31 protein-coding genes and 2 other annotated features are annotated in these 26,694 nt (G+C 33.5%); of the genes, 27 read left to right on the top strand and 4 right to left on the bottom strand.

Translation table 11 applies throughout. The features are described from left to right. Positions 1-11: 11 nt before the first annotated feature. The 7 genes from CN692_RS08750 (at position 12) to CN692_RS26635 (ending at position 6,381) form a co-directional block, all read left to right on the top strand. Entirely contained in the window at positions 12-233 is a 222-nt protein-coding gene (locus CN692_RS08750) for an acetyl-CoA carboxylase biotin carboxyl carrier protein subunit (RefSeq protein ID WP_056469678.1), read from the top strand. An 11-nt stretch (positions 234-244) separates the two neighbouring features. Then, on the top strand, positions 245-1,156 hold the full coding sequence (locus CN692_RS08745; protein ID WP_098118770.1) for a hydroxymethylglutaryl-CoA lyase: 912 nt from the start codon (positions 245-247) through the stop codon (positions 1,154-1,156). Beyond that, a complete protein-coding gene (locus tag CN692_RS08740) occupies positions 1,157-1,933 on the top strand; it encodes an enoyl-CoA hydratase-related protein (RefSeq protein ID WP_098118769.1) in 777 nt (258 codons plus the stop codon). A 4-nt stretch (positions 1,934-1,937) separates the two neighbouring features. Then, positions 1,938-3,467 carry an acyl-CoA carboxylase subunit beta gene (locus CN692_RS08735; protein ID WP_098118768.1) on the top strand — a complete coding sequence of 510 codons (1,530 nt, stop codon included), beginning with the start codon at positions 1,938-1,940 and terminating at the stop codon, positions 3,465-3,467. A gap of 209 nt (positions 3,468-3,676) precedes the next feature. After that, a complete protein-coding gene (locus tag CN692_RS08730; protein WP_098118767.1) occupies positions 3,677-4,417 on the top strand; it encodes an ABC transporter ATP-binding protein in 741 nt (246 codons plus the stop codon). Between the two features lies 1 nt (position 4,418). Further along, complete coding sequence (locus tag CN692_RS26640) at positions 4,419-5,684, top strand: FtsX-like permease family protein (RefSeq protein ID WP_257143995.1); 1,266 nt, start codon at positions 4,419-4,421, stop codon at positions 5,682-5,684. A gap of 106 nt (positions 5,685-5,790) precedes the next feature. Next, positions 5,791-6,381, top strand: coding sequence for an FtsX-like permease family protein (locus tag CN692_RS26635; protein WP_257143994.1), 591 nt, complete (start codon positions 5,791-5,793; stop codon positions 6,379-6,381). A gap of 91 nt (positions 6,382-6,472) precedes the next feature. Here the strand turns inward: CN692_RS26635 and CN692_RS08720 are convergent, their stop codons facing one another. Continuing rightward, on the bottom strand, positions 6,473-7,492 hold the full coding sequence (locus tag CN692_RS08720; RefSeq protein WP_098118766.1) for a sensor histidine kinase: 1,020 nt from the start codon (positions 7,490-7,492) through the stop codon (positions 6,473-6,475). After that, positions 7,489-8,160 carry a response regulator transcription factor gene (locus CN692_RS08715; protein WP_098118765.1) on the bottom strand — a complete coding sequence of 224 codons (672 nt, stop codon included), beginning with the start codon at positions 8,158-8,160 and terminating at the stop codon, positions 7,489-7,491. Before CN692_RS08715 ends, CN692_RS08720 begins: the two co-directional genes overlap by 4 nt. 278 nt (positions 8,161-8,438) lie before the next feature. Between CN692_RS08715 and CN692_RS08710 the strand changes: the two genes are divergently transcribed. The 3 genes from CN692_RS08710 (at position 8,439) to CN692_RS08700 (ending at position 10,828) form a co-directional block, all read left to right on the top strand. Further along, positions 8,439-9,701 (top strand): DUF2157 domain-containing protein, encoded by a 1,263-nt coding sequence (locus CN692_RS08710; RefSeq protein ID WP_098118764.1) that lies wholly within the window; start codon positions 8,439-8,441, stop codon positions 9,699-9,701. Next, a complete protein-coding gene (locus CN692_RS08705) occupies positions 9,691-10,203 on the top strand; it encodes a GDYXXLXY domain-containing protein (RefSeq protein WP_179874398.1) in 513 nt (170 codons plus the stop codon). The genes CN692_RS08710 and CN692_RS08705 overlap by 11 nt, the downstream gene beginning before the upstream one ends. A 121-nt stretch (positions 10,204-10,324) precedes the next feature. Further along, positions 10,325-10,828 (top strand): VanZ family protein, encoded by a 504-nt coding sequence (locus CN692_RS08700; protein WP_098118762.1) that lies wholly within the window; start codon positions 10,325-10,327, stop codon positions 10,826-10,828. Between the two features lie 43 nt (positions 10,829-10,871). Here CN692_RS08700 and CN692_RS08695 read toward each other — a convergent pair whose 3' ends face one another. Further along, on the bottom strand, positions 10,872-11,438 hold the full coding sequence (locus CN692_RS08695) for a biotin transporter BioY (protein WP_098118761.1): 567 nt from the start codon (positions 11,436-11,438) through the stop codon (positions 10,872-10,874). 149 nt (positions 11,439-11,587) lie between these two features. Here CN692_RS08695 and CN692_RS08690 point away from each other — a divergent pair, with 149 nt between their 5' ends. The 11 genes from CN692_RS08690 to CN692_RS08640 all read left to right on the top strand — a co-directional run bounded on the left by CN692_RS08690 (position 11,588) and on the right by CN692_RS08640 (position 21,624). Continuing rightward, positions 11,588-12,106 (top strand): GrpB family protein, encoded by a 519-nt coding sequence (locus CN692_RS08690; RefSeq protein WP_098118760.1) that lies wholly within the window; start codon positions 11,588-11,590, stop codon positions 12,104-12,106. Positions 12,107-12,471: 365 nt separating this feature from the next. Further along, positions 12,472-12,701, top strand: a binding site (T-box leader). A 45-nt stretch (positions 12,702-12,746) separates the two neighbouring features. Beyond that, positions 12,747-12,975 (top strand) — a binding site (T-box leader). A gap of 308 nt (positions 12,976-13,283) precedes the next feature. Then, positions 13,284-15,020 (top strand): aromatic amino acid hydroxylase, encoded by a 1,737-nt coding sequence (locus CN692_RS08685; protein ID WP_098118759.1) that lies wholly within the window; start codon positions 13,284-13,286, stop codon positions 15,018-15,020. Between the two features lie 108 nt (positions 15,021-15,128). Next, positions 15,129-15,497: a VOC family protein gene (locus tag CN692_RS08680; RefSeq protein WP_098118758.1), complete on the top strand. Its 369-nt coding sequence runs from the start codon at positions 15,129-15,131 to the stop codon at positions 15,495-15,497. Positions 15,498-15,674: 177 nt separating this feature from the next. Then, positions 15,675-16,661 carry a GNAT family N-acetyltransferase gene (locus CN692_RS08675; RefSeq protein ID WP_098118757.1) on the top strand — a complete coding sequence of 329 codons (987 nt, stop codon included), beginning with the start codon at positions 15,675-15,677 and terminating at the stop codon, positions 16,659-16,661. A gap of 48 nt (positions 16,662-16,709) precedes the next feature. Continuing rightward, positions 16,710-17,255 (top strand): GNAT family N-acetyltransferase, encoded by a 546-nt coding sequence (locus CN692_RS08670; RefSeq protein WP_257143993.1) that lies wholly within the window; start codon positions 16,710-16,712, stop codon positions 17,253-17,255. Between the two features lie 26 nt (positions 17,256-17,281). Further along, positions 17,282-17,725, top strand: a complete 444-nt coding sequence (locus CN692_RS08665) for an SRPBCC family protein (protein ID WP_098118756.1) — start codon at positions 17,282-17,284, stop codon at positions 17,723-17,725. A gap of 2 nt (positions 17,726-17,727) precedes the next feature. Next, positions 17,728-18,846 carry a GAF domain-containing sensor histidine kinase gene (locus tag CN692_RS08660; protein ID WP_098118755.1) on the top strand — a complete coding sequence of 373 codons (1,119 nt, stop codon included), beginning with the start codon at positions 17,728-17,730 and terminating at the stop codon, positions 18,844-18,846. 13 nt (positions 18,847-18,859) lie between these two features. Beyond that, a complete protein-coding gene (locus CN692_RS08655; RefSeq protein WP_098118754.1) occupies positions 18,860-19,507 on the top strand; it encodes a response regulator transcription factor in 648 nt (215 codons plus the stop codon). 51 nt (positions 19,508-19,558) lie between these two features. Further along, positions 19,559-20,521: a 2-dehydropantoate 2-reductase gene (gene panE, locus CN692_RS08650; protein WP_098118753.1), complete on the top strand. Its 963-nt coding sequence runs from the start codon at positions 19,559-19,561 to the stop codon at positions 20,519-20,521. A 134-nt stretch (positions 20,522-20,655) separates the two neighbouring features. After that, positions 20,656-21,204 (top strand): NADPH-dependent FMN reductase, encoded by a 549-nt coding sequence (locus tag CN692_RS08645; RefSeq protein ID WP_098118752.1) that lies wholly within the window; start codon positions 20,656-20,658, stop codon positions 21,202-21,204. A gap of 18 nt (positions 21,205-21,222) precedes the next feature. Continuing rightward, entirely contained in the window at positions 21,223-21,624 is a 402-nt protein-coding gene (locus tag CN692_RS08640) for a VOC family protein (RefSeq protein WP_098118751.1), read from the top strand. A 118-nt stretch (positions 21,625-21,742) separates the two neighbouring features. Here the strand turns inward: CN692_RS08640 and CN692_RS08635 are convergent, their stop codons facing one another. Continuing rightward, positions 21,743-22,162 (bottom strand): YmaF family protein, encoded by a 420-nt coding sequence (locus CN692_RS08635; protein WP_098118750.1) that lies wholly within the window; start codon positions 22,160-22,162, stop codon positions 21,743-21,745. A 172-nt stretch (positions 22,163-22,334) separates the two neighbouring features. On the opposite strand from CN692_RS08635, the gene CN692_RS08630 reads away from it, so the two are divergent. From CN692_RS08630 to CN692_RS08605, 6 genes are all read left to right on the top strand, one after another. Further along, positions 22,335-22,805: an Lrp/AsnC family transcriptional regulator gene (locus tag CN692_RS08630; protein WP_098118749.1), complete on the top strand. Its 471-nt coding sequence runs from the start codon at positions 22,335-22,337 to the stop codon at positions 22,803-22,805. 9 nt (positions 22,806-22,814) lie between these two features. After that, a complete protein-coding gene (locus CN692_RS08625; protein WP_098118748.1) occupies positions 22,815-23,429 on the top strand; it encodes a LysE family translocator in 615 nt (204 codons plus the stop codon). A 314-nt stretch (positions 23,430-23,743) separates the two neighbouring features. Next, positions 23,744-24,172 (top strand): Rrf2 family transcriptional regulator, encoded by a 429-nt coding sequence (locus CN692_RS08620; protein ID WP_098118747.1) that lies wholly within the window; start codon positions 23,744-23,746, stop codon positions 24,170-24,172. Positions 24,173-24,332: 160 nt separating this feature from the next. After that, positions 24,333-24,971 carry an NAD(P)-dependent oxidoreductase gene (locus CN692_RS08615; RefSeq protein WP_098118746.1) on the top strand — a complete coding sequence of 213 codons (639 nt, stop codon included), beginning with the start codon at positions 24,333-24,335 and terminating at the stop codon, positions 24,969-24,971. A gap of 325 nt (positions 24,972-25,296) precedes the next feature. Further along, on the top strand, positions 25,297-25,761 hold the full coding sequence (locus tag CN692_RS08610; RefSeq protein ID WP_257144003.1) for a VanZ family protein: 465 nt from the start codon (positions 25,297-25,299) through the stop codon (positions 25,759-25,761). A 180-nt stretch (positions 25,762-25,941) separates the two neighbouring features. Beyond that, a complete protein-coding gene (locus tag CN692_RS08605) occupies positions 25,942-26,676 on the top strand; it encodes an alpha/beta fold hydrolase (RefSeq protein ID WP_098118744.1) in 735 nt (244 codons plus the stop codon). Positions 26,677-26,694: the final 18 nt, after the last annotated feature.

The raw sequence follows: 26,694 nt of genomic DNA, 5'->3' as shown, positions 1-26,694 counted from the left end.
GGTAATTAAATATGGAAAACTTAACTGCAATGATGGCTGGAAGCGTATGGAAATGTCTTGTATCTGTAGGAGACGAAATTAGTAGTGATCAAGATTATGTAATCTTAGAATCTATGAAAATGGAAATCCCACATACTGCTCCTTATAAATGTAAGGTAGTAAATGTATTCGTAAACGAAGGCGATTTTGTAAATGAAGGCGACTCTTTAATCCAAGTTGAAAAATTAGGTTAGGAGTAAAAATGATGAAGCTACCTCAATCGGCTCTTATAAGAGAAGTAGGACCACGCGATGGTTTACAAAATGAAAAACAGTTTGTTTCAACTGAGCAGAAGCTTGAATGGATAAATTTATTAGTTAATAGTGGTTTATCTTATATTGAAGTTTCTTCATTTGTGAGACCTGACTGGATTCCTCAGTTAAGTGACTCTGTAGATTTGTTTACAAAGCTTAAGAAAAAAGATGGGGTTACTTATGCAGCTCTAGTTCCTAATAAAAGAGGTTTAATGAGCGCATTTGAAGTAGATGCAGATGAAATTAATTTCTTTGTATCTGCTAGCGAAACACATAATTTAAAAAACAAGAACGCGAGTATCGAACATTCAATGAACGATATTCGCTCAATGATTACAGAATGTAAAAACAATAAAAAGACTACTAGAGCCTATATTTCAACTGTATTTGGTTGTCCATATGAGGGTGCTGTAGACCAATTGAAGGTTATCAATCTTGCAAACCAATTACTTGAATGTGGTGTAGATGAAATCTCTTTAGGAGACACAATTGGAATTGCTAACCCACTTCAAGTGAATGATTTTTTAGAAAATCTTGTTAAAGAAGTACCAGTTGATCGAGTTGCTATGCACTTCCATGATACATATGGTCGTGCGATTGCAAATCTATATACTTCTCTACAATTTGGTATAGAAAAATTTGATTCTTCAAATGGTGGGCTTGGTGGATGTCCTTACGCACCAGGAGCTAGTGGCAATGTAGCTACTGAAGATGTTGTTTCATTACTTCATAATTTAGGTATTTCAACTAAAATTGATGAAAAGAAACTTCATCAAGCTACTTCATATATCTCTGAAAAAATGAACTTAACACCAGTTAGTAAGCTATTTTCAGTATGGAATGGTTCAAAGGAGAGTATTTAAATGGAATCAAGTTTATTAGTGAGTGATATCGGTCACATTAGAATTCTTACTTTAAATCGTACAAATGCAGCTAATTCGTTATCACGTGAGTTATTAGATGCTCTTCATAGCCAAATGGAAGAGTTAAAGAAATCATCTATACGCGCTGTAGTATTTACAGGTAGTGGATCATCTTATTTCTGTAGTGGTGCTGATTTAAAAGAAAGAAGAGGCATGACTGAGAGTGAGGCTCGAGAGACTGTTGAAAAAATCGGGACACTTTTTGAAAAGGTTGAAAGATTACCAATGCCAACAATCGCTGCAATCAACGGTGTTGCCTTAGGTGGAGGACTAGAGCTTGCTTTAGCCTGTGACATAAGAATTGCTCATAAAGAGGCAATAGTTGGCTTACCAGAAACATCTTTAGCGATTATTCCAGGTGCTGGTGGTACGCAAAGGCTTCCACGTTTAATTGGCCTTGGAAGAGCAAAAGAACTAATCTTTACTGGCAAACGCTTAAGTGCAGTTGAGGCTGAAGGTTATGGCATTTTAGAACATGTTGTTGAAATAGATGAATTACAAAATAAGGCGCTTGAAATGTGTGAAACAATTGCAAGTAAAGGTCCACTTGCAATTCGTGCTGCAAAAAAGGCTATTCAACGTGGTTTCGATCTTCCTTTAGATTTAGGGTTAAGATTAGAAACATATGAATACGAAACATTATTGCATACAAACGACCGTATGGAAGGTTTAGTAGCATTTCAAGAAAAGCGTAAGCCGCAATATAAAGGAGAGTAATTGCATGTCAAACGAAGCAACATATCAAGCTCGAAAAGAACAAATACTTTCTGGTGGGAAAGAAAAATATCATGAGAGCAATGCCAAAATTGGTAAGCTCTTTGCAAGAGAAAGAATTAATCAACTTTTAGATAAAGACAGTTTTGTAGAGGATGGTTTCTTTGCGAACTGTATGAATGATGAATTTCCAGCGGATGGCATTGTAACAGGAATCGGTAAAATTAATGGCCGTACTGTTTGTGTAATGGCAAATGATTCAACTGTAAAAGCAGGTTCATGGGGCGAAAAAACAGTTGAGAAAATTATCCGTATCCAAGAAACTTGTTTAAAAATGCTAGTACCTCTAGTTTACTTAGTAGACTCTGCAGGAGCTCGTATTACTGATCAAGTATTCATGTTCCCAGGTAGACGTGGTGCTGGACGTATATTCAACAACCAAATTAAGCTATCAGGTCAAGTACCTCAAATTTGCTTATTATTTGGACCATCTGCTGCAGGTGGCGCTTATATTCCTGCATTTTGTGATGCTGTATTTATGGTTGAAGGCAACTCTTCAATGTACTTAGGTTCACCTCGTATGGCTGAAATGGTAATTGGTGAAAAAGTTACACTCGAAGAGATGGGTGGAGCTAGAATGCACTGTTCAGTTTCAGGCTGTGGAGATGTATTATGTGAGTCAGAAGAAGAAGCGATTTCTAAGTTAAAAGACTATTTATCTTACTTACCAACTAATTTCAAACAAGGAGCTCCTGTTGTTGAGGCTAAAAATCCTGTACAAAAGGAGAAAACTTTATCAGAAATTATTCCAAGTAATCAAAACGTACCATTTTCAATTTATGAATTTATTGACCGAGTAGTTGATGAAGATTCATTCTTCGAAATTAAAAAGCTATTTGCTCCTGAACTAGTAACTGGTTTTGCTAGATTAGATGGACGTAGCGTAGGAGTTGTCGCTAACCAACCAAGAGTTAAAGGTGGCGTATTATTCCACGATTCAGCTGACAAGGCAGCTAAATTTATTAATTTATGTGATGCGTTCCATATTCCTTTACTATTCTTAATGGATGTACCTGGATTCATGATTGGTACAAAAGTAGAGCGTGCTGGAATTATCCGTCATGGTGCAAAAATGCTTTATAGTATGAGTAATGCATCAGTTCCAAAAATTTCTGTAATTGCTCGTAAAGCCTACGGTGCTGGACTTTACGCAATGGCAGGCCCTGCATTTGAAACGGATTGTGTAATTGCATTCCCATCTGCTCAAATCGCTGTAATGGGTCCTGAAGCAGCAGTAAACGCAGTATATGCGAAAAAAATAGCAAGTTTACCAAAAGAAGAACAAGCTGCCTTTATCCAAGAAAAACGTAAAGAGTACTCTGAGGATATTGATATTTATCGCTTAGCATCTGAGCTAGTAGTAGATGTAGTCATCCAACCAGAAGAACTACGTGCAGAGCTTATTAAACGTTTTGCATATTATTCAGAGTCGTATGAAACTCCTGCTACGAAAAAGCATGGTGTTTATCCGGTATAATAGATGAAGAAACGGCCCTAGAAATAGGGCTGTTTTTTTGTTTGAAAAAAAACTTTTCTCGTTAATTGGATTAATAATCAAATATTTATGGAAAATTAGATTTGCATACAGTTTACAATGTGACAAAATCGTCACTTTAGTCCATGTTAAATCGATGGTTTACATCTTGTGGTCAGTATATAGTTAACATGAACAGGAGGTAATAAATCATGAAAACTGTAATCCAATCTAAAAATTTATCAAAAAACTACGGTAAAACAACCGTCTTAAAAAATATTGATTTAACAATTCAGCTAGCTGAATTTACAGCCATAATGGGGCCATCAGGATCAGGGAAATCAACATTAATGAATGTTTTATCAACAATCGACCAATTATCAGGTGGAGATGTTTGGTTAAATGAACAGTCTCTATTAGATTTAAATAAGAAAACTTTGCGCAAATTTAGACAAGAGCATATGGGATTTATTTTCCAAGATTATAATTTGTTAGATACTTTAAATGTAAAAGAAAACATTTTGCTACCACTTTCATTACGTAAATTCTCGATTGAAGAGATGGAAAAGCGACTTGGTCCAATTGTTAGTGCGCTAAATATTGAGGATATATTACAAAAATATCCTTATGAAATTTCTGGTGGCCAAAAACAAAGAGCAGCTTCTGCTAGAGCTATTATTACGAATCCGGCAATTGTATTTGCTGATGAGCCGACGGGAGCACTTGACTCGCGATCTGCAACGCAACTGTTAGAACAACTAGTCAATTTGAATGAATTATTTCAAACAACTATTTTAATGGTCACACACGATCCTTATGCAGCTAGCCATTGTAAGCGAGTCATTTTTCTTCGAGATGGAAGTATTGTGAATGAACTATATAGAGGTAATCAAGAGCAAAGGACGTTTTACGATCGAATTTTAGACACACAAAGTATTATGGGAGGGAATTAAAATGAACCTCCTAGAGTTAACAAGTCGGAATATAAAACGAAACTTTCGCTTATATACAATTTATTTAGTTTCAATGATTATCGGAGTGATTATTCAATTTACGTTTTCGGCTTTAATGTATAACGATGACATTATTAATGCACTTAAAAACAAAGAAAGCTTCAAAACTGGCGTCAGCATTGCAACGGTTGTGATTTTCTTATTCATTATTTTTTTCATTTTGTATTCAAATTCATTTTTTATGAAACAGCGAAAGAAAGAATTCGGAATGTATTTATTGTATGGGATGAGTGAACCTCAAATCACACTTATGATATTTTATGAAAATCTTTTCATCGGTGGGATTTCTCTTGTAAGTGGGATGTTAATTGGGGGCTTATTATCTAAATTCTTCGGAATGTTATTAATGAATTTAATGAAATATAATGAAGTCATTTCATTGAATTTTCCGATTGAAGCGATTGCCTCAACAGTTGGTTTGTTTATTTTACTAGCGATTATTATTAGCATTCAAAGCTTTTTTATGATTCGCAGAGTTCAAATCGTTGAACTATTCCATGCACAATCAAAAAAAGAAAAAACATTTAAATCTTCACCTTTTTTTGCGATTTTATCAATCGTATTGCTAGGAATAGCTGTCTATCTCATTACTAGCGGAAAAGACTCGGTTTTTTGGCAAGAACATGTAAGCTTAACTTCAAGCACCGTAACAATTGGTTTAATAGGTGGAACATATTTATTTTTTCGCCAGTTTACCGGTTGGCTATTACAAGTTTTTTCTAATAGAAAAAGGTTTTATGAAGGAAACACCGTCCTTTGGGTTTCATCATTAAGATTTCAAATTAGAAGTAATACGTTAAACCTAACATTTATTACGCTATTTAGTGCAGTACTAATATTGTTAATCGGATTTGTTACAATTAATTATAAAGTGCAATTTGAAGCTGTTGGAATGAACTTACCTAATGATATTGCTTTCCAAACAATCGATAAAAATACAAGCAATCATATTCATCAAATGATAAAAAATTCAAACCATCCTATTGAAGAATACAAACAAATAGAAGGATTAGTTTCAAAAACAAAATCAAACAGAGCAATTGCTTTTGAAAACCCTCAATATTTTACGAAAGAAATCCTGCTATTTTCAGAGAAGGATTATAATAAAATTGTAACGATGCATGGTAAAAAAGAAAAAGTTCATTTGAAAGGGATGGAAGCTGTTTCACTATCTCAGGATCAGACTTTCCAAAAGTATATCCTGTAGACCATCAGCCGAAATTTACGATTACAACTAAACAAGACCAAACCTTTAATCTAGTAGAAAAAAAGACTATGCGTTGCTTGGGTGGGGAACAGATCCGGGTAAATCAATGATAATAAAACCTTCGATACTAATTATTTCAAATGAGGCCTACGATAATATAAAGAAACAATCGGTTAAGCAGGGATTTGAAATTTATCATATTAAAGACGTGAAAAATGCTGAAGAGCTTTCCAAAAAGATACATGCAATTGTAACAAAAACGCCCAATGCGTATTACTCCTCATTTGCTGATGTGTATTCAAAACAAATTGAAAGCTCATCTTTAGTTCTGTTTTCGGCTTGTTTCTTAGCCATTATTGCATTATTTGCTTTGGCGAGCGTTATTTATTTTAAGCAATTACGTGAAGCTACAGAAGAGCAAAGATTATATGCAATCTTACGTAAAATCGGTACGACAAATAATATTATAAAAAGTGTAATACGAAAGCAATTATTATTTGTTTTCATGCCTCCATTACTACTAGGAGTAATGCATAGCTGGCTAATATTAAAATATTATATGTTAGATTCAGTGAAGGGCTTTCCTGGGCTCACTAGCATTATAATAGGTGTATTAATTTCATATACATTGATCTATATATTGTTTTATTTATCTTCGACGAGTATTTATTATAAGATCGTTAATCAGAAGAGGTAGCTTCCCAATTAAATTTCGAGATTCTTCCACTAATCAACAAACTAACAGAATAGGCTAATAAAAGGAGCTCCCGTTCGTCGATTTGTCCGACCTAAAGGGGAGCTCCTTTACTATGTGCTAAAGAGTTTTTCTTTGTAGCCCAAAATGGGTCAATATTTTTTGGAAAGTGTATGACAAATTGGGTATAAACATTTTCATCTGAAGTACAAGTAATAAAGTGCCCCAATTTATTTGATAGCTCCTGGGCTAAATATAAACCCATACCAGTGGATTTAGTGAAAATGCGTCCATTTGTTCCAGTAAAGCCACGATTGAATATGCGCGGCAAGTCCTCTTGTTTAATTCCGACACCATTATCTTCGATGATTAAAAGCTTTTCCTGCTGTGTTTCATTTGTGGAGATTGCTATTTCTCCGTTTTCGTTCGTATACTTCAAACTATTCGTAATTAGTTGGTTTAAGATGAATTGTAACCATTTTGAATCACTTTGGATAATTGTAGGTTCTATGGACAAGTTTAAACGAATTTTTTTAGCAAAAAAGGCTTTAGAGTGCGTTTTCAAAGTATCTTTAACGAGCCGATCTAAGTTGCAATTTTTAATTTCATAGTCCTGATTAAAGTTATCGAGCTTAGCATAGTAAAGTGCTTGGTCAACATATTGCTCAATCTTAGTAATTTCTTCTATTAAACTTTTAGGCTCGAAGTCAGTTTGTTGCATCAATCGTAATACAGAGATAGGTGTTTTTATCTCGTGAAACCAAGAGACAATATAATCATGATATTCTTTTTGCTTAGCTTGAACATCATTGATTGTTCTAATGTGATTGCGCTTTAGTTCTTCAATATATTGTTCATAGAAGACCCCTTCAAATGACAGGTTTTCATAATCCTCTTCATCTATATGACGTATCGCCTGACTATTTTTCTGAAAGCGATATAGAAGAAAGGCTATAAAAATTAGTATATTCAGTGCAAAGGCATAAATGAATGTATCCCACCGAAATGAAATGGAAGGGTCGGTTGTAAGTAAAGCGACAAAGATGATGTTGCTTATAAAGTATAGAAACAAATATGATTTTTCAAACTTAAGGAACAGTAAAAACTTCTTCATATGATATATCCTTGACCTTTGCGAGTATGAATAAAATCATCAAGCCCAAGTGAGGAGATTTTTCGTCGTAATCGATTAACGTTGACAGTCAATGTATTATCATCTATGAATTGGTCATCATTCCAAAGCGCCTGCATTAAATCATCTCTGGACACGATTTTACCAATATTACGCATCATAATTTGGAGAATAATAAATTCGTTTCTTGATAGCTCAGTTGAATTTTTCATATAAGCAACTGTTGAATTATTTAAATTGAATTGTAGATTACGATGAGTGAGATTCGAATTGCTCTCATCTTGATATGTATAATTTCTTCTTAATAGCGCACTAACCTTCGCAACTAAAACACCTAAATCAAATGGCTTTTGAACAAAGTCGTCGCCGCCCATATTAATTGCCATTATAACGTCCATATTTTGAGTTCTAGATGAAAGGAATATAATTGGAACCTTAGAGGCTGTTCTAATCCGTTGGCACCAATAAAATCCGTCTAAAGTAGGGAGGTTAATATCCAATAAAACAAGGTGAGGTTGAGTATTCTCAAACTCTAAAAGGACTTGTTCAAAGTTTGTTACTTCAATCACCTCGTATTGCCACTTCTTCAACGTTTCGGAGACGATTTTGCGAATTTTTTCATCATCTTCTACAATCATGATTTTAAACAATAAAAAACCTCCTTTTTGAATTATTTGGTAAGTGATTAAACTGATCGAATTTATCAACAGACTATCATAATAGCCAAGAGGGGACAATACGATGCTAATTATTAAATTCAATTTCTTAAGCCATAGTAAAAGAAATAATGAATTAAACAAACGTTTAATTAAAATATTGTGTAGATTAAGAGACAAATTTTTAAAATATAAAGGTAATTAATGCTTTCTTGATAAATTATAATAATAAAAGAAGTGGCTTTAAGAGCTACTACTAAAGGGGGGAGTTAATGAGTAAATTAGAACAAAAGTTAAAGGAGTGGCACAAGCTCAATTTACTAGATGATGATTCATTAAATCGAATACTTGACTACGAAAGGCATCAAGGCAAGGTTGAGAAGCAATCATTTTTAGGGAATATAGTGCCATTTTTAATTGCTTTACTTGTGGCATTTGCGATTCTAGCACTTGTGGGTAGTAATTGGAATGAATATAGCCAAACTATGAGATTAGTTATTATTTTTGTAACGCTTTTTGTTTTCCATGCAGTAGCATTTATAAGTTATCAAAAAGGCAAAGAGTTGTTTGGACATTGTTTAAATTTTATTAATGTGATTGGGTATGCATGTGCATTTGTTTTAATTGTACAAATGTATCAATTTTCTAGTGATAGTCCAGTATTTCTTATTACGTGGACTATGCTCGCGTTTCTTTATTACTATGTGCTAAAGCACGATATGTTTTATTATCTGTTTTTAGGAATTGGGTTTTTTAGCTTGAGCTATAGTGCAGGAATAGATACTGTACATGTTTATCTACTTCAAATTCCATTGTTGCTTTGCTCAATATATTTCTTGAAAATCATGAAGAATCGTTGGAGTGTAAGCTTTAATTATTCGTTTCTAGGTTATATCATCATTATGTTTTTCCAGACAATTTCAAATCGCCAATATTTTATACCTATTATTCTAGTCGTTTTTATTCTTTGGTATTTGAATGAACGCGGAGTAATTGAATATGTACTCCTGCCAGTATTTACGATTTTTGTATGGTTCTTCACCTATTTCACTACAACATTTGGGGGACTGTATGATGTAGCTCATGAGCTACAAAAGGAATTTTCATATGGGTTTTTGAAGCCGGTAGCAGTACCATTATTTGATGCTATTATTCTGTTAATCCTTATATTAGCAATCTACACTGCATACAAAAAGTGGAAGAATAATGTGTCTATGAAAAATCATCTATGGATTTTCTTATTTATATTTTTATTACCAATTTTAGGTGTTCAAGATAAATTAGCCAATATGATTGTAGGCGTTTTGATCTTATTTGCTTATTCATGTATCCGTTTATTTAATGGCGTTTCAGGTCACGAAAGAGGCAGTATCATTATAGGATTTATAACATTTTCAGCTCTTGTAATTGGCATTTACACGGGATTAGCTGTTTCATTTATAAGCAAATCAATTGTATTTATCATCCTTGCAATTGCTTTATATCTGGTATTTCTTCAATCGAAAAAAGCAAGAGGTGATGAACATGCAAAATAAGAAAAAGTTACTTCTTCTTTCACTTATCCAGTTTGTTCTATTACTAGCTTTGATTGGAAATATTATGTACTTTAAACAGTCGGCTGAAACTTTTAAAATCGAATCAAAAAGTTTAGATCCGATAGAACCATTATTAGGTCACTATGCATCCCTGACATACAGCTTCGATACGATTAATATGAAAGATTGGCAGGGAAAATCAGAACCGAAAGATGGGAAGGCAGCTTATATCGTTTTTAAAGAGGATCATCAAAATGGTATATACGTATTTAACTATGCATCGGATCATCGCCCAACACATGCAAAATATATTAAAGCAACCATTCAATATTCATATGATGATGGAGAGGACGGCAAAAAAATAGTCCTTAACCATAATTTAAGTCGTTTTTATATTCCCGAGAGACAAATGGATAAATTCAATAATGAAAGTGATTTTATTGTTACAGTCCAACAAAAAGGAGATCGATCAATCGTTAAATCTGTTGATCTTCCACATTAGTAGCCACTCATTTAATTGAGTGGTTTTTTAGTACCCGACAAAAAAGGTTCGAAAATAAAACAACTCAAAATTGGATAATTATGGTATGTTTAATAAAAAAATGGTGTGGAGATTTAAACATATGTATAAATTGATAAAGACAATCTTAATTCTATTATTCTGTTTCTATTTGATGATTTTGTCGCAAAATATTCTTTTCAAGTATACACCGGTTACACAAGTAATAAGTCAATTGGATTTTAGCTTAATTAGAGAGAATTGGTGGAGTTTTAATAACCTTATTCCATTTAAAACAATCATTTTTTACTTGTTTTTAGCAGATATCAACTTAGATATTAGAATTAATAATTTGGCTGGTAACATTATCGGCTTTATGCCCTTTGGTTTTATTCTTCCTTTAATCCTTAAGAAGTATTTTAACTTTAAGTCAATTTTAAAAACGACGTTCATTTTAAGTTTAACTTATGAAATCCTTCAATTGTTATTTGCCCTAGGTAGCTTTGATGTTGATGATTTAATCTTAAATACACTCGGTGGAATATTAGGTTATTTCGTTTTAAGATTGATAAAGTTCATCTACGATTTGATCGGTAAACGTAGTAATAATACAATGGGAATGAATTAAGAATATAAAAAAAGCTCATTTCATCGAATGAGCTTTTTCTATATTATGCTGAAATTTCATCACGTTTTAGTAAATTTGCTTTTACTAAGCGTTTACCAATCATAACACCTAGTGCAGATGCAACGTATGCTTTAACTAATCCTAGAATAATGAATGGATAAAAACCAAAAACCATTGCGTCGTGCCAGCTTAGTGAAGCTGCTATTTTTAACCAGACAGTACCAAAAATTAATGTAACAAACATTCCGATCGTGTTCGCAATCATTGCATTTAATACTGTGAACTTTGTTTTTTCAATAAAGTAAGCGATGATAAAAATAGTTGGAATAAATCCAATTAAATAACCACCAGTTGAACCGACTAGTACCCCAAATCCCGCAGCACCTCCTGCGAAAACCGGAATTCCGATTGCGCCAAGCGCTAAATAAAGAAGTAACGAGATTGTTCCGTATTTTTTACCTAAAATCGTAGCCGCTAAGCCGATTGCTAATGTTTGTCCCGTGATTGGAACAGGAGAAAAAGGCAAAGGAATAGATACTTGAGATAGAATACCAATAATTGCTGCAAATAAAGCTGAATTAATAATCATTTTTAATCTTTCTTGTTGCATTACTAAAATCTCCCTCTCTTTATGTTAACTTATTTATTTTCATGGTTAACATATTATAAATTAATTATATTTTATATAAAAAGATTGTCAATATGAATAAAATGAAAGATAGAGAATTGATAAAAATTTAATGAGGAAGATGAGATGAAGTGACAAGTCCAAATGTGATATTAAAAAATTATGATCCTAATTGGGAATTGCAATTTGAAGAAGAAAAGAGGAAAGTTTTATCTGTATTATCAGGTCAACAAATTCAAATCGAACATATTGGAAGTACGTCAGTAAAAGGTTTAGGAGCAAAACCAATCATAGATATTATGATTGGAATCGATCAATTAGATGAAGTTGATGCACTAATAAAACCATTAAGCACAGTTGATTATGAATATGTCCCCAAGCCTGAATTAACAGATAGAAGATTCCTTAGAAAAGGAAAATGGGGACAAGGAACAGTTCATTTACATATTTGTGAATTCAAAAGTAATGAATGGATTGAAAAATTATTGTTTAGAGATTACTTAAGAGAAAATCCTAAAATTGCAGAAGAATATATGAATCTTAAAAAGAATCTTGCGAAGGAATTTCAATTTGACCGTCAAACGTATACAAAGAAAAAAGAACCGTTCATTAGGGAAGTTATTACGTGTGCTAAGAGTAAGTTTTACTAATATAACATCACTTTCAATACTTTTAAAAGATGGAACTAATTAAAATAAGTGTGAGTTTTCAATTGTAAGAAATATAAACAATAAAGATGAAACAGCTTTGTCTCTATTAAAATTATTTTGCTTCAGAATCTATAGGATCCATCTGGCAATTCTATGTAAAAAATCATTTGGATGAATTAAGCTTTTATTATAATTGAAGTTCAATTTTCTCGTTAAGTTTGGAAGGGAAAATAGATGATTACGATTATATTTTTCTAGAGGTTAAGATTAAAATTATATCTGAATAATAAATCCCTCGAAAAAATAAGTATAAAAAGTGTTGACATTTATGAGAAATAGGAATAAAGTATGTATTAATTGAATGACGAAAAGCAATGATAGGAAATTTAGTAGTGGAGTTTTCCCTGTAACAGAGAGCTGGTGGTAGCTGCAAACCAGTACATAAAACACATGAATTACAGTCCTAGAGCATCTTCTTCGAAACGAATAGTGAGGGGAAGACGGTGAAGAGCCGTTATGAAATGAAGATATTAGTATCGTTTTGAATACTAATAAATTTAGGGTGGTACCGCGAATACAATATTTCGTCCCTACTGTGCAAACAGTAGGGACTTTTTTATTTTTAAGAACAATTTAATAACGAAAAGCAATGAATGGAATTTAGTAGTGAAGTTTTCCCTGTAACAGAGAGCTGATGGTTGGTGCAAATCAGTACAAAAAACGACACGAATTACAATCCACGAGCATCTTCTTCGAAACGAATAGTGAGGGGAAGACGGTGAAGAGCCGTTATGAAATGAAGATATTAGTATGTATTTAATACAGCTAATAACTAGGGTGGTACCGCGAATTAACAGTTCGTCCCTACTGTGCAAACAGTAGGGATTTTTTTTATGTTTTTAAATATTTTAATTGCCAGAGTGAGTGCAGCGCGTCTTTCTCACTAGCCATTGGAAGGGGTGATGTATTTGGTTGATTATGACTATAATTACCGAATAAAAAAAGATTTTGTAGAAAGAAGGAGTAACTTGGAAAAAGTAGAAATGGATAAATGATGGAAACTTGCTTAGAAATGCTCAAAAAAGCTTTTAGCAAGAATAGATAGAACGGGTATTTTTAAGAAAGTAGTGTAATAGATTTTTAAGTGAAACAATTATAAAAAAGGGGAATTGATGACATGAAAGAAGCAGCTTTTGAAACAAAAATTATACCACCTCATTTGAAGCAATACTTATCGGAGCAAAATTATGATCTATACACGCCGATTGACCATGCGGTATGGCGTTATGTTATGAGACAAAATCATCATGCTTTAAAAGATAAAGCACATGCTGCATTTGTAGACGGCTTAAAGATGTCGGGAATTGAAACGGAAAAAATTCCAAATGTAGCTGAAATGAACGAGAGCTTATCAAAAATTGGTTGGGGCGCAGGGATCGTTAATGGATTAATTCCTGGTGCAGCATTTTTTGAACTTTTAGCTAATGGTATTTTACCAATCGCAACTGAAATTAGACAAATAACGAATATAGAATATACACCTGCTCCAGATATTATTCATGAGGCTGCAGGACACGCGCCAATCTTATTTGATCCTGTATTTAGAGAATACGTTCAAAAAATTGGTTCAATTGGTGCAAAGGCATTTGCTACGAAAGAAAAACAAGAATTATTTGAAGCAGTTCGAAATTTAACGATTGTAATGGAAGATCCAAAGTCGACTCCAGAAGAAAAAGCTGCTGCGCAAAAATTAGTTGAAGAAAGACAAAAAGCGATTGTTGGAATTTCAGAAGCTGAAAAAATTTCACGCGTATTCTGGAGAACAGTTGAATATGGTCTAATTGGTGAAGTAAATAATCCAAAAATTTATGGTGCTGGTTTATTATCATCAGTAGGTGAAAGTACACATTGCTTTACAGATGCAGTAGAAAAACTTCCTTTCTCTGTTGAAGGTGCTACAGAACAACCGAAAAATATAACTGAAATGCAAGCACAACTATTTGTATGTAAAGATTTTGATGAGTTAATGCAAGGTGCAGAAGAATTAGCAAGTACTATGGCGTTCCGCGTTGGTGGTACTGAAAGCTTAGATAAGGCTCTTAAATCAAAAAGCGTTGCTACATTTGAATTTAATTCTGGATTAAGCGTAACAGGTATTGTTCATGCGATCTTAAAAGATGAAAACGGTGAAGCGATTTACGTAAATACAACTGGCGCAACAGCACTATCAATTAACAATAAACAATTAGATGGTCACGGAACAGACTACCACGCTAAAGGATTTGGTACTCCAATCGGACTTCTAAAAGGTGATATTAGGTTAGAAGAATGTGATGATGCAGCACTTAAGAATTTAGGTATTGTTGTAGGAAACTTTGTTGATTTAGAATTCTCAAGCGGTGTAAGCGCTTCCGGGAGAGTTGTGAATATCATTAAGAATGAAGACAAGATTGCATTGATTTCATTTGAAGACTGCACTGTTACTTACGAAGGAAAAGAATTATTCAAAAAAGAGTGGGGAACATTTGATATGGGAGTTGGTTCAAGCGTTGTATCAGCATACCCTGGTGCGGCTGACCCAACATCTTACTTCAGTGATTCAATTAAAGAGATTGAATTCGTAATGGAAACACCTGCTCCATTAACTGAATTAGAAAAATTATATAAAGAAGTTAGAGTAATTAGAGAAAAGAATACTTTCTGCGATGACTGCATTTCTAAATTAATTGCTGTTCATGGTGAGCTTAACCGCGACCACCAAAGTGATTGGTTATTACGTTTAGAATTACTTGAAATTGCTACAGTTAATCCTAAACTAGCTCAACTTGTGGAGCCACTTAAAGCTGAATTAGAAGCATTAAGAATAGAGGATTCATTAAAGAATTTAATTACAAATGGTTTAAAATTAGTTTAAATAAGTAAAATAGCGTTGCTTCAATAGAAGTAACGCTTTTCTTATTTGGTAGTTCTGGTAATCTAAAGATATAAAAAAGATTCTTTTATAATAGGAGATGTGTTTTTTATGGCATTTGAAATAAAAGGAATTGACCATGTTCAGTTAGTTTGTCCAAAGGGTGGCGAGGAAGAAGCTCGAAAATTTTATAGCGGCATTTTAGGAATGGAAGAATTGCCAAAGCCAGAAAATTTAAAGGGCAGAGGTGGATGTTGGTTTATTTGTGGAAACCAAGAGATACATATTAGTATTCAAGAAGACTTTGTACCGCCTAAAAAAGCACATCCTGGATTAATTGTTACAAATATTGAGACATTAAGAGAACAACTGATTACACTTAACTTTGAAATTAAAGAAGAACCACCAATTGAAGGTAGAACTAGATTTTTCGTTAATGATCCGTTTGGAAATAAAGTCGAGTTTTTAGAATTTCATTAATAAACTTAGTCCAAATTAGGATTGTTCTGAATAATAACATGATGAAAGCGAGCATTATCTTCTATAAGCAGGAAGTAATGCTCTTTTTATTGAAACTAGTTATATGTAGATTAAAGTATTAGTAAAATAGTCGCACTATTACTAGTCAAAGTTTATGTACTATTCGGGAGGTTTGAGATGAAATTTATCGCGTTTGAAAATAGACATTTAGATGAAGCGGCTAGTCTTTTGGCTAACCGTCATATGTATGACCGAAATATGAACCCGGGATTGTCACCTAAATTCGAAGGTACTGAGTATGCTAAAAAGGCTATTGAAGTGCTTTTTAATGAAAAAAATAGCTTTGGCGTCGCCGCAATAAATGATTCCAAGCTAGTTGGTTATATGATTGGATCAATTCATACAGATAAAAATCGCGAGCGACATACTTGGGTCAAGTATGCAGGTATGGCAATCGCGGAAAGTGAAAGTACAGAATTATATCGTGAATTATATGCAGAGTTTGCTAAGCAAATGGTCGAGAATGGCTCTTTTAATCATTATGTAATGGTACCAAGTGGAAATAAGTCAGCTATAGAGGCTTGGCTTCATTTAGGATTTGCTTATGAACAGGTCCATGCTATCCGTGATTTGTCAGTATCGACGGATCGCGTTTTTTCAGATATACAAATTCGAGTAGCAAATAATGAAGATGAAAAACGAATTCGTGAATTGGCAACTGTCATTATGGAACACCAAGCGAAATCGCCAGTATTTGCACCAGGTTTTATTGAAGAGAGAGAAGATTACCAAGGGGGGTATGCAGAGTTAATTAATGAGGAGACTGCAACTTTATGGTTAGCACTCTATCAAAATGAAAGTGTAGGTTTTCAAGTATTTGAATCGGCAGAAGCATCTGATGAGAATTTATTAACTCCGGAATCTTGTATTAGTTTAGTAGTAGGAGCAACGGTCGAATCTTCCCGTGGTATGGGGGTTAGCACGGCCTTATTAGATCATGGACTTACTTTTGCTAAAAAGGAAGGCTATCAATTTTGCGAAACTGATTGGAGAATAACCAATTTAGAATCCTCAAGATTTTGGTCAAAAAATGGTTTTAAACCTATAGCGTATCGGTTAGTTCGTAAAATTGACCCTAGAATATTGTGGGCAACAGGAATATAGATTAGTGGGGATCACTAAAAAGTAGTTATGACAGGGAGAGTAGCGGAAATGATGAAGTTAGTTGGTAACAATATACATATAAGACAATTAGGAGTTTCTGACGCTGAGGAATTTTTGGCGTACGAAGTTAGAAATAGAGAGTTTTTTAAACCATTTACATATATAAAAGATGAAAGTTTCTATACATTAGAAGCTCAAGTCGATCGTATTAAATCCTATAAAGAGAAAAGTGACAATGATGTGTATTATGGATTTGGAATCTTTTTAAATGAAACGAATGCTTTCATAGGATTTACGATGCTAGCAGAGGTTTTAAGAGGAGATTTACAAAGTTGTTTTGTTGGTTATTCTTTAGATGAGGATCAAAATGGAAAAGGCTTTACAACAGAAGCTGTAAAGTTGGTTGTTGAATATGCGTTTAATGAATTAAAATTACATCGCATCGAAGCGGGAGTAATGCCGCATAACATTGGTTCAATTAGAGTGCTGGAAAAGTCAGGTTTCCATAAAGAGGGTATTGCTAAGAAAAATGTCCGAATAAATGGAAAATGGGAAGACCATCAAGTACTTGCAATTATTAACGAAAATGAATAACTTTAAAATATTTTGGAGGTATTAATATGACCATTATTAGTTATCCAGATTTATCGAGTAAACCATATAGTTTAACAGTAGAGCGAGTGATGGATAGTTCGATAGAAGTATTGTATGAAGCGTGGACAGAACGATTCGGTGATTGGTTTGCTGCGCCGGATTCGGTCATTATGAAGGCAGAGGTTAATTCTGTATTTTTCTTTGAAACACAGTTTGAAGATAAGCGTCATCCTCATTATGGTCGTTTTTTAAAGCTTGAACGCAATCAACTTGTTGAGATTACATGGTTTACTTCAGGATCAAAAACAGAAACTGTTGTTACAGTGGAATTTTCTACAAATGAGAGTGGAGAAGCAGTTGTTAAGTTAACGCATGCAGGGTTCTCAGATGAACTATCGAGAGATCAGCATGAGCAAGCATGGCCAATGGTGCTTGAACAACTTGATCGACGTATGAAGGAATTAGCATAAGCATGAAAAAAGAATCATTTCTTTTAGAGCTACAAGTATTAAAGGAAATAGCAGAAATATTAAATGAGGGTACTGATTTATACAGTACCCTAAATTGCGCCTTAGCCAAATTAATTCAAGTAACGGGCCTAGATACAGGGTGGATTTTTTTAATAGATAATAATGGAGATTATGAATTAGTTGCATCACATGAGTTACCCCCAGCTCTTATGAACGAAGAAGCTAAACCAATGTGTAATGGCGATTGTTGGTGTGTAAATAAATATAATACAGGCAGACTTAATAAAGCATCTAACATAATGGAATGTAAAAGATTAGAGGATTCATTAATCCAAAATTGGGGAGAAACGAATGGTGTCACACATCATGCGACCGTACCACTACAAGCAGGCGAAGAATCGTTTGGCTTATTAAATGTTGCGGCTTCTAATAAATTAAATTTTGACCGAGAAGAGTTGAATTTACTAGGAGCAGTCGCACTGCAAATTGGAACAGCGATTAAACGAATTCAATTAACTGAACAGGTAAAAGAATTTGAGTTGATTCAAGAAAGAAATCGCCTTGCGAAGGACTTACATGACTCAGTTAGCCAATTATTGTTTTCTATTAATGTAACTGCAAAAGCTGGTGCAAATGTTTCGGAGAGTACTAAGTTAAAAGATACATTTAATCAGATCCAACAAATTGCCCAAGAAGCACAAGCAGAAATGAAAGCTCTAATTTGGCAGCTTAGGCCACAAGGAATCGAAAAAGGAATCGTTAGCGCGCTAATTAACTATGGTGAAATGCTAGGATTGAACGTAAACAGTCATGTAAAAGGTACAACAATATTGCCATCTAAAATAGAAGAAACATTATGGCGCGTCGGTCAGGAAGCCTTTAATAATTGTAGAAAACATTCAGGTCAAAGTGCTGTATTTTTACAGTTATCAATCAGTATAAAGAAAGTAAAAATGACGATTCGAGATGAGGGTGTAGGTTTTATCTGCCCAAAGGATGTACAAATTCCAACATTAGGATTGAAGAGCATGAAGGAAAGAGTCGAATCGATAAAGGGATCGTTCTTAGTTGAAAGTGATTTGAACAAGGGAACAAAAATTACGACGAGTATCCCTTTTTAAGAAGGAGAATTTTATGTCTATTAAAATATTAATTGCTGATGATCATCATGTAGTTAGGAGAGGACTAATTTTCTTTTTAAATACACAGGATGGTATTGAGGTCATTGGTGAAGCGTCAAACGGAGAAGAGGCATTAAACTTAATAAAAGAGTTAAAACCAGATATTGTAATCATGGATTTAGCGATGCCAGTTCTAGATGGGATTGAAGCAACAACACGTATTAACAATGAAGGCTTAGCTGTAAAGGTAATGATTTTAACTAGTTTTTATGATCAAGATCATATTTTACCTGCTATTGAAGCCGGTGCAGCTGGATATTATTTAAAGGATAGTGACCCAGACGAGCTTGTTTCGGCTATTCGAAAAATTCATGATGGGGAAAAACAATTTCACTCTAAGGTGACAACGCAATTAGTTTCTGTGCTTACTGGTAAGTCTGAAGCAAAACAGGAACAATCATTTCAAGATAAATTAACTAAACGAGAAATGGATGTTTTGAAGGAGATTACAAGTGGTAAGAGTAATAAAGAAATTGCGGCATCACTATTTATTACTGAAAAAACAGTGAAAACCCACGTTTCGAATATATTGGCTAAGACGCAGCTTCAAGATCGTACGCAACTAGCCCTTTATGCAATACGAAACGGAATTTCAAAATAAACGATTGTTCAACCATTTGAGTTTTAAATTTGGATAGAGAGGGTGTTTTTGATGCGAATTCTTGTATTGGGAGCTGGAGGAGTTGGCGGCTATTTCGGAGGACGCTTAGTAGAAAAAGGAGAAGACGTTACTTTTTTAGTACGAGCTAATCGAAAAAAACAGCTTGAGGAAAACGGTTTGATCATCCGTAGTTTACACGGCGATTTTTCATTTCAACCAAATCTAATTACTACTGAGGATCCGGCCGAGATTTTTGATATCATTCTTTTTTCAACTAAGTCATATCATTTGGAAAACGCAATTAAAGATGTAAAACCGTTCGTAGGTAATCAGACTGCTATCATACCTCTTCTAAACGGAATTGCTCATTTAAATCCATTAAAACTGGCCTTCGGTGAAGAACAGGTGATTGGCGGTTTATGTTTTATTGAAACAACTCTAAATGAAGCTGGTGAAGTTGTTCAAACAAGTAAAGCCGCTAGACTTGTATTTGGAGAATTTCTTGGAAAGGAAACTGACCGTATAAGAAGAATTGCCGAAGTATTTAATGGTTCAAAAGCTGATTTCATCCAAAGTAAACAGATTGAGCGTGATATGTGGCATAAATATTTATTTATTACGGTAATGTCTGGCGTTACATCTCTTATGCGTGCCCCAATTGGTCCGATAAGGGAAAGTGAAGGTGGTAGAGCCACTATCCGAGAATTATTTGAAGAATGTACTAATATTATGATTGCTTACGGTGCCCCGATAGCTGAAAATATTGTCGATGAGCATATGCGATCAATTGATGCTCTTGGGTATGATATGAAATCTTCTTTGCAGCGTGATATGGAAAAAGGTTCCCAGGTTGAGGGAGAGCATTTGCAAGGGTATTTATTAGAGCTTGCCAAGAATAAGGATATGAATGCTAAATTGCTTGATATAGTTTATCAAAATATAAAAGTTTATCAAAAAATGCAGCAAGATCGATTCAAACAAGTCGATAAAAAAAGCGAGCATCTTTCGGTCTGAAATCTACAACTTTAGTTGTAGATTTTTTTTATTTATATGTACAACTAAACGTGTACAAAAGTTCTATCATACGACTGAAGTATCCACTTTATTCATTGACTATACTAAAAGTACAAATCAAAGGAGTGGAAAATATGAATATTATAATGATAAATGGAAGTCCAAGAAAAGAAGGGCGTACAGGTAAATTAACTTCAATCATATCAAGAAAATACAATATAAAAACAATTGATTTAAGTGAACTAGTATTACCTATATACAATGGACAAGAAGAGCAAAATGAAATTGTAAATATCCAAAAATTAAGATCACAATTAGAAAATGCTGATGCAATAATTGTTGCGACACCAGAGTATCATGGTGGAATGAGTGGAGCATTAAAAAATGCCTTTGACTTTTTAGGGAGTAAGCACTTTAAAGATAAACCAGTTGCAATAATGGCTGTATCCGGAGGTGGAAAAGGTGGCATTAATGCACTTAATAACATGAGAATCGTTTTAAGAGCTTTATATGCAAATGTATTATCGAAGCAAGTTGTCATCGATCCATCGGATTTTGTCTCAGAAGGGACAGGTTTAGGAGAAAACGTTTCTTATTTAGTAGACGGATTAATTCAAGAATTGAAGCTTTACACACAATTATCTAAAAAACTAAACGAAGAATGGGCAGCATCAAATTATTAAAGGATAAAGGTGATGACAATGAGAAACTGGGTTCAGTTTAGAATTGCAAGACCTACCGATCAGCTAGCTGAAATAACCAAGTTTTATAGTGAAGGGCTTGGCCTAAAATGCGTAGGAGGATTCCAAAATCACGATGGTTATGATGGAATCATGTTTGGTTTACCGAATGTTGAATACCATCTAGAGTTTACTCAACACATTGATGGAAGTCCATGTCCTGCTCCAACTAAGGATAATCTTTTAGTATTTTATATGCCAGATCAAGCTGAAATTAACCTAGTTAAATCGCGATTAAATAACTTGGGATACTTCGACGTTGAACCTGAGAATTCTTATTGGCTTGGCAAAAGTATCACATTTGAGGACCCGGACGGTTGGAGGATTGTGTTAATGAATACTGACGGGTTGAAGGATACATGAGTCCATATTTACCTGTAAATAGAAAGCATACTGAAAGGACCTTCTAAGAAGGTCCATAATTTATTCTAAATAAAAGTTATGTATATGCACTATACATAAGTTGAATTTTAAAGTTGCACTAAACCAATGGTCGATCTATTAAAGTTGCAAATTCAAGATCATGTTCATGATCATCATTAATCGTTGTCATGCCTTTAACAAAGTGAACATGCTTACCATTTCCTACAGGTATAGGAGGACCAGTTTCAATAATAACCTCGTGATGATGATCTAGAAAATCTGTATTTACTACAATTCGGTGTATATGGCTGTGTCTTCCTTTGGGAATGACTTCACTTGTGACTCCAGCAAAGCGATGGTTATGCCGATCGTCATTTTCTTCTGCTAATTTAGTACTAGCTACAAATTCATGTACATGTGTTTGAGGTCTTTCTTCAGCCTGTTTTACTTCTGCTTCTTCGTTTGGCTCTTGTTCTACTTCTTCTCTAGATTCTTTTTCTCTTATTCTTTTCCGATATTCAAACGGGTCTCTTTTCATAAAATGGAGCCTCCTTCAATCAAGATTGTCTACCTTTTTCATCTTATTAGTGCAATTAAATAAATATGTTTTTTTTAGCTCGGAAATTAGAAGATATTTACTGAAAAACATTGATTAACTTTCATAAAATAAGTAAAATTAAATAAAACTTATAAAAAGAAGGTTTTAATACATGGATACTTATGATTTGAAAATAATTAATCACTTAATGGATAATTCTAGAATGAAGTGGGCGGATTTAGCTAGTGAGGTCGGCTTATCAGCGCCAGCTACTGCTGAGCGTGTAAACCGATTAGTTGAACAAGGTGTAATCAAAGGATTTGGTGTATTAATCGATTCAGAAAAAGTCGGTAGCGAATTAACAGCATTTGTAGCTGTCTCGCTTGAACGACCTGAAAATAGAGCACCATTTTTAGAGCTTGTTAATCAATTAGAGGAAGTACAGGAATGCCACCATATTGCAGGTGAAGATGATTATTTACTAAAAATAAGAAGTAGAAATACGAAGGACTTAGATCGAGTAATTAGTCATGAGATAAAAGGGTTAAAAGGTGTGGTAAGAACAAAAACAACAATTGTAATGGATACAACGAAAGAAACCTTTCGACAACCATTGCAAAAGCATAAATTTTCGATTGAGTAGGAGGTTAATATGAATTTTGAAATTTACATTAAAGGATTATTAATCGGCTTATCAATTGCTGCACCTGTAGGCCCAATTGGAGTGCTTTGTATACGTAGAACACTAGCTCATGGAAGAATGGTTGGTTTAGTTTCTGGACTTGGGGCAGCAACTGCAGATGGTATTTATGGTCTTATCGCAGGCTTTGGTTTAACTGTTATTATGAATTTTTTAATTGGTCAGCATGTTTGGATTCAATTAATTGGTGGTTTTTTTCTATGTTATTTAGGTGTAAAAACACTTATTTCAAAAGCTAGCTATACACAATCTGATACACAAAAGAAAAATATGATAAACGCATTTCTATCAGTTTTATTTTTAACGCTAACAAACCCAATGACAATTTTATCATTTATTGCCATTTTTGCGGGTTTAGGTATTTCGAATTCAGCTAGTAATATTGGAACTTCTATTATTTTAGTATTAGGCGTTTTTAGTGGATCAAGTTTATGGTGGGTCATTTTAAGTAGTGGTGTAGGATTATTTAGAAATCGAATTAATAATCAATCTTTAACACTAATTAATCGCCTATCAGGTATTATCATTATTATTTTTGGTGGCATAGCTTTATATGGACTAATGTAATATTTAGTGGGCTCAACCTTGGCGGCCATTTCAACATAAACTTACTCTTAAATAAGAAAGGAAGCTATAAACTACTTATAGCTTCTTTTATTTATAGTTTTATTAATCCCAGTTTTCGATCTAATGTTTTAATTTTAGTAAAAAAATAAAACATACCATTTATGTAAAATAAGTATTATAAATTGCTTATCTTTTGAGAGTAATAAAGGTTATTTTATATAAAAATATAAACACCAATCGGATTGTGTAAAATAAATATTGTTGACATTTATTTATAGTTGTAACTATAATGGTTACATCGGAGGTTAAATCCTATGAAAATCAGTAGTCGTTTTACCGTTGCTGTCCATGTTTTGTCTCTTGTTACGATTGAAAATAGCGCACTTTGTACTTCTGAATGGATTGCAGAAAGTGTGAATACAAATCCAGTCGTAATAAGAAGAGTGATGGGAAAACTTAAGAATGCTGGCTTAATTCAAGTTCGACGAGGAACAGGTGGAGCTACACTTCAAAAGTCTTTAAGTGAGATAACTCTTCTAGATGTTTATCGAGCAGTTGAAGTAGTTGAAGAAGGTGAACTTTTTCAATTTCATGAGAAACCGAATCCGAACTGTCCAGTCGGTGCAAATATCCAGGCAGTGCTAGAATTAATATTAAATCGCGCACAAGAAGCAATGGAAAAAATACTGGATGATGTTACAATGGAAGAATTGGTTACAGTATTAAGTAAAAAAATTGGATAACAATATTCAATTTTTTTTATAAATGATGTAACTAAAACAGTTACATCTATAAGAAGTTTTATTTTTTTGAAATAGTTGTAACTGTTCATGTTACAACGAATGAGTAATGAATCTGGATTTTAATCCAAATAAATAATTAAACCTTTAGGAGGAAAAAATGATGAAGATTGGTATTATTGGAGCTACAGGGAAAGCAGGAAGTCTTATTTTGAAGGAAGCTGTTGAAAGAGGTCACGAGGTAACAGCAATTGTAAGAGATGCTTCTAAACTAACTAATAAAACAATATCTGTTTTAGAAAAGGATTTATTTGATTTAAATTCAGCAGACTTAAAGCAATTTGACGTTGTCGTTAATGCATTTAAAGCAGCTAATGGTCAAGAACATCTTTATCTGGAAGCTGGAAATGTTTTAATTAATGCTTTAAAAAATGCTGAAACTAGATTAGTAGTTGTTGGTGGTGCAGGAAGTTTATTTGTAGATGAAGAACAAAAGATCCAGCTAGTTGACACTCCTGAATTTCCAAAAGAATATTATGCAACTGCATCAAAAATGACAAAAGGTCTTCAAGATTTACAAAAAACAACAGATGTAAATTGGACGTTTATTAGTCCAGCAGCATTTTTCGATCCAAACGGAAAAAGAACTGGGACTTATCAAAAAGGAAAAGACAATTTTATTGTAAATAAAAAAGGTGATAGTTACGTAAGCTATGCCGACTATGCAATTGCATTAGTGGATGAAATTGAAAATCCTCAGCATTTAAATGAACGTTTTACGTTAGTTTCTGAAGCAGAATAATTTTTGAAAAGCGATTCTTTTGAAGAGTCGCTTTTTTCATTATTAAATATAAAATCTCTGTTAATTTAGATTGTTGATCTCTTATCTAATACGACATGGCTGTGAATTTAAGAAAAATTTAAGATTTACCCCACTCTTTCTTTAAATTGTTTCTACTATCCTTTAAGCATAGAACAATAAGTAGTAAACCGAAAACAAAGGATTGATTTTTGATAGTATTTAGGGTTTGCTACATTAATAAAGTAGTTATTTAAAAAATATGACCTAACTACATGAAACAGCAAGAATTGGGGGAGAAATTTTGGGAAATAAAAAATTGACATTCGTGTTATTCATAATCTATTTATTAGCACTTAATTGGTTAGTCCTATTTAAGTTGCAGTTTTCCTTTGATCAAATAACTAGGGTGCGTGTAATTAATTTGATTCCACTTAATGGGTCTGTCTTTTCTGAGGTGTATAACAATATAAGGATTTTTGTGCCATTTGGTATCTATATTTGCATGTTGAAAAGTAATTGGTCTTTTCTGAAGAAACTTCTTTCGTTCTTTGGATTAACCCTAGCTTTTGAGATTATACAATACGTTTTAGCAATCGGTATAAGTGATATTACTGATATACTGGCCAATACTCTTGGCGGATTAATCGGGATTGGAATCTATGAACTTTTATTTAAGATATTTAAGCATAGAACAAATAAATTTATTAATTTACTTGCATTGGTGTTAACGTCCTTTGCATTATTATTTATTATCTTTATATTTAAAAGGCACAGGATCCTTTTTATGTAGCCGTAGTACGATAGGTATGGCTTAATTTCACAATATATGTTGGCATTCTTAATTGCTATGTATTAATTTGAATTTTATTAATCAAACTAAAATTACTTTAAAGTTCGGCATCTGGAATATAAATTTTAATTTCATATTACCGATTATCTCGAGATCTTAAATTAAAGTGGGTGCAGTTTGATGAAAAGAATAATAAAGTACTGCGTTATTAGTATTGTGGTGATACTATTACTTGCATTTGGAGGATTTTATATTTGGTCTCAACAGACGTATAGTCCATCAAAGGAGTTGTACTCATTAGTTGGAAATGTGAATACTGATAATAAACACCATTGGGAAGTTTTTGAACCTAAAGTGAATAAAGAAACTGGAATCATTTTATATCCTGGAGCTAAAGTTGAGCCAGAGGCTTACAGTTATTTTGCAAAAGGACTAGCAAATGATGGATATACGGTTATTATTCCAAGTGTTAAGTTTAATTTTGCAATTTTTGATGTGGATAAGGCTGAGCAAGTAATGAAAAGTTATCCTTCTATAAAGAAATGGTATATTAGTGGGCACTCCCTTGGCGGAGCGTCTGCAGCTGCTTATGCCTATAAGAATCCGAAAAAGATAGAGGGGATCATCTTTCTAGGATCGTATCCAGGGAATTCTAATGACTTTTCTAATTCGAATTTACCTATGCTATCGCTATATGCGGAACATGATGGCTTATCTACATTGTCAAAAATTAAAGAAACTAAACATTTACTATCACAGGATGCTACTATGTATGAGGTGCTAGGTGGTAACCATGCTCAATTTGGGATGTATGGAAAACAAAAAGGAGATAAAAAAGCTACAATTACAGCGAAACAACAACAAGATAAAATAATTGAAGTCACAACGAAATGGCTAGATGCTCAGAGGAAATGATGATCTTAATCCTTTATT

The sequence above is a fragment of the Bacillus sp. AFS002410 genome, from assembly GCF_002556365.1.
In the GTDB taxonomy this organism is placed as follows: Bacteria; Bacillota; Bacilli; order Bacillales; family Bacillaceae_G; genus Gottfriedia.
This window is presented reverse-complemented; position numbering and strand designations above follow the sequence as displayed.

Excerpts from the sequence above, each read along its gene's own strand:
- CN692_RS08750 (WP_056469678.1), top strand. The coding sequence starts at position 12 with ATGGAAAACTTAACTGCAATGATGGCTGGAAGCGTATGGAAATGTCTT.
- CN692_RS08660 (WP_098118755.1), top strand. The coding sequence starts at position 17,728 with ATGAAAAAAGAATCATTTCTTTTAGAGCTACAAGTATTAAAGGAAATA.
- CN692_RS08740 (WP_098118769.1), top strand. The coding sequence starts at position 1,157 with ATGGAATCAAGTTTATTAGTGAGTGATATCGGTCACATTAGAATTCTT.
- CN692_RS08625 (WP_098118748.1), top strand. The coding sequence starts at position 22,815 with ATGAATTTTGAAATTTACATTAAAGGATTATTAATCGGCTTATCAATT.
- CN692_RS08615 (WP_098118746.1), top strand. The coding sequence starts at position 24,333 with ATGAAGATTGGTATTATTGGAGCTACAGGGAAAGCAGGAAGTCTTATT.
- panE (WP_098118753.1), top strand. The coding sequence starts at position 19,559 with ATGCGAATTCTTGTATTGGGAGCTGGAGGAGTTGGCGGCTATTTCGGA.
- CN692_RS08685 (WP_098118759.1), top strand. The coding sequence starts at position 13,284 with ATGAAAGAAGCAGCTTTTGAAACAAAAATTATACCACCTCATTTGAAG.
- CN692_RS08620 (WP_098118747.1), top strand. The coding sequence starts at position 23,744 with ATGAAAATCAGTAGTCGTTTTACCGTTGCTGTCCATGTTTTGTCTCTT.
- CN692_RS08705 (WP_179874398.1), top strand. The coding sequence starts at position 9,691 with ATGCAAAATAAGAAAAAGTTACTTCTTCTTTCACTTATCCAGTTTGTT.
- CN692_RS08710 (WP_098118764.1), top strand. The coding sequence starts at position 8,439 with ATGAGTAAATTAGAACAAAAGTTAAAGGAGTGGCACAAGCTCAATTTA.
- CN692_RS08640 (WP_098118751.1), top strand. The coding sequence starts at position 21,223 with ATGAGAAACTGGGTTCAGTTTAGAATTGCAAGACCTACCGATCAGCTA.
- CN692_RS26640 (WP_257143995.1), top strand. The coding sequence starts at position 4,419 with ATGAACCTCCTAGAGTTAACAAGTCGGAATATAAAACGAAACTTTCGC.
- CN692_RS08720 (WP_098118766.1), bottom strand. The coding sequence starts at position 7,492 with ATGAAGAAGTTTTTACTGTTCCTTAAGTTTGAAAAATCATATTTGTTT.
- CN692_RS08645 (WP_098118752.1), top strand. The coding sequence starts at position 20,656 with ATGAATATTATAATGATAAATGGAAGTCCAAGAAAAGAAGGGCGTACA.
- CN692_RS08680 (WP_098118758.1), top strand. The coding sequence starts at position 15,129 with ATGGCATTTGAAATAAAAGGAATTGACCATGTTCAGTTAGTTTGTCCA.
- CN692_RS08630 (WP_098118749.1), top strand. The coding sequence starts at position 22,335 with ATGGATACTTATGATTTGAAAATAATTAATCACTTAATGGATAATTCT.
- CN692_RS08665 (WP_098118756.1), top strand. The coding sequence starts at position 17,282 with ATGACCATTATTAGTTATCCAGATTTATCGAGTAAACCATATAGTTTA.
- CN692_RS08675 (WP_098118757.1), top strand. The coding sequence starts at position 15,675 with ATGAAATTTATCGCGTTTGAAAATAGACATTTAGATGAAGCGGCTAGT.
- CN692_RS08670 (WP_257143993.1), top strand. The coding sequence starts at position 16,710 with ATGATGAAGTTAGTTGGTAACAATATACATATAAGACAATTAGGAGTT.
- CN692_RS26635 (WP_257143994.1), top strand. The coding sequence starts at position 5,791 with ATGATAATAAAACCTTCGATACTAATTATTTCAAATGAGGCCTACGAT.
- CN692_RS08655 (WP_098118754.1), top strand. The coding sequence starts at position 18,860 with ATGTCTATTAAAATATTAATTGCTGATGATCATCATGTAGTTAGGAGA.
- CN692_RS08735 (WP_098118768.1), top strand. The coding sequence starts at position 1,938 with ATGTCAAACGAAGCAACATATCAAGCTCGAAAAGAACAAATACTTTCT.
- CN692_RS08730 (WP_098118767.1), top strand. The coding sequence starts at position 3,677 with ATGAAAACTGTAATCCAATCTAAAAATTTATCAAAAAACTACGGTAAA.
- CN692_RS08605 (WP_098118744.1), top strand. The coding sequence starts at position 25,942 with ATGAAAAGAATAATAAAGTACTGCGTTATTAGTATTGTGGTGATACTA.
- CN692_RS08745 (WP_098118770.1), top strand. The coding sequence starts at position 245 with ATGAAGCTACCTCAATCGGCTCTTATAAGAGAAGTAGGACCACGCGAT.
- CN692_RS08635 (WP_098118750.1), bottom strand. The coding sequence starts at position 22,162 with ATGAAAAGAGACCCGTTTGAATATCGGAAAAGAATAAGAGAAAAAGAA.
- CN692_RS08700 (WP_098118762.1), top strand. The coding sequence starts at position 10,325 with ATGTATAAATTGATAAAGACAATCTTAATTCTATTATTCTGTTTCTAT.
- CN692_RS08695 (WP_098118761.1), bottom strand. The coding sequence starts at position 11,438 with ATGCAACAAGAAAGATTAAAAATGATTATTAATTCAGCTTTATTTGCA.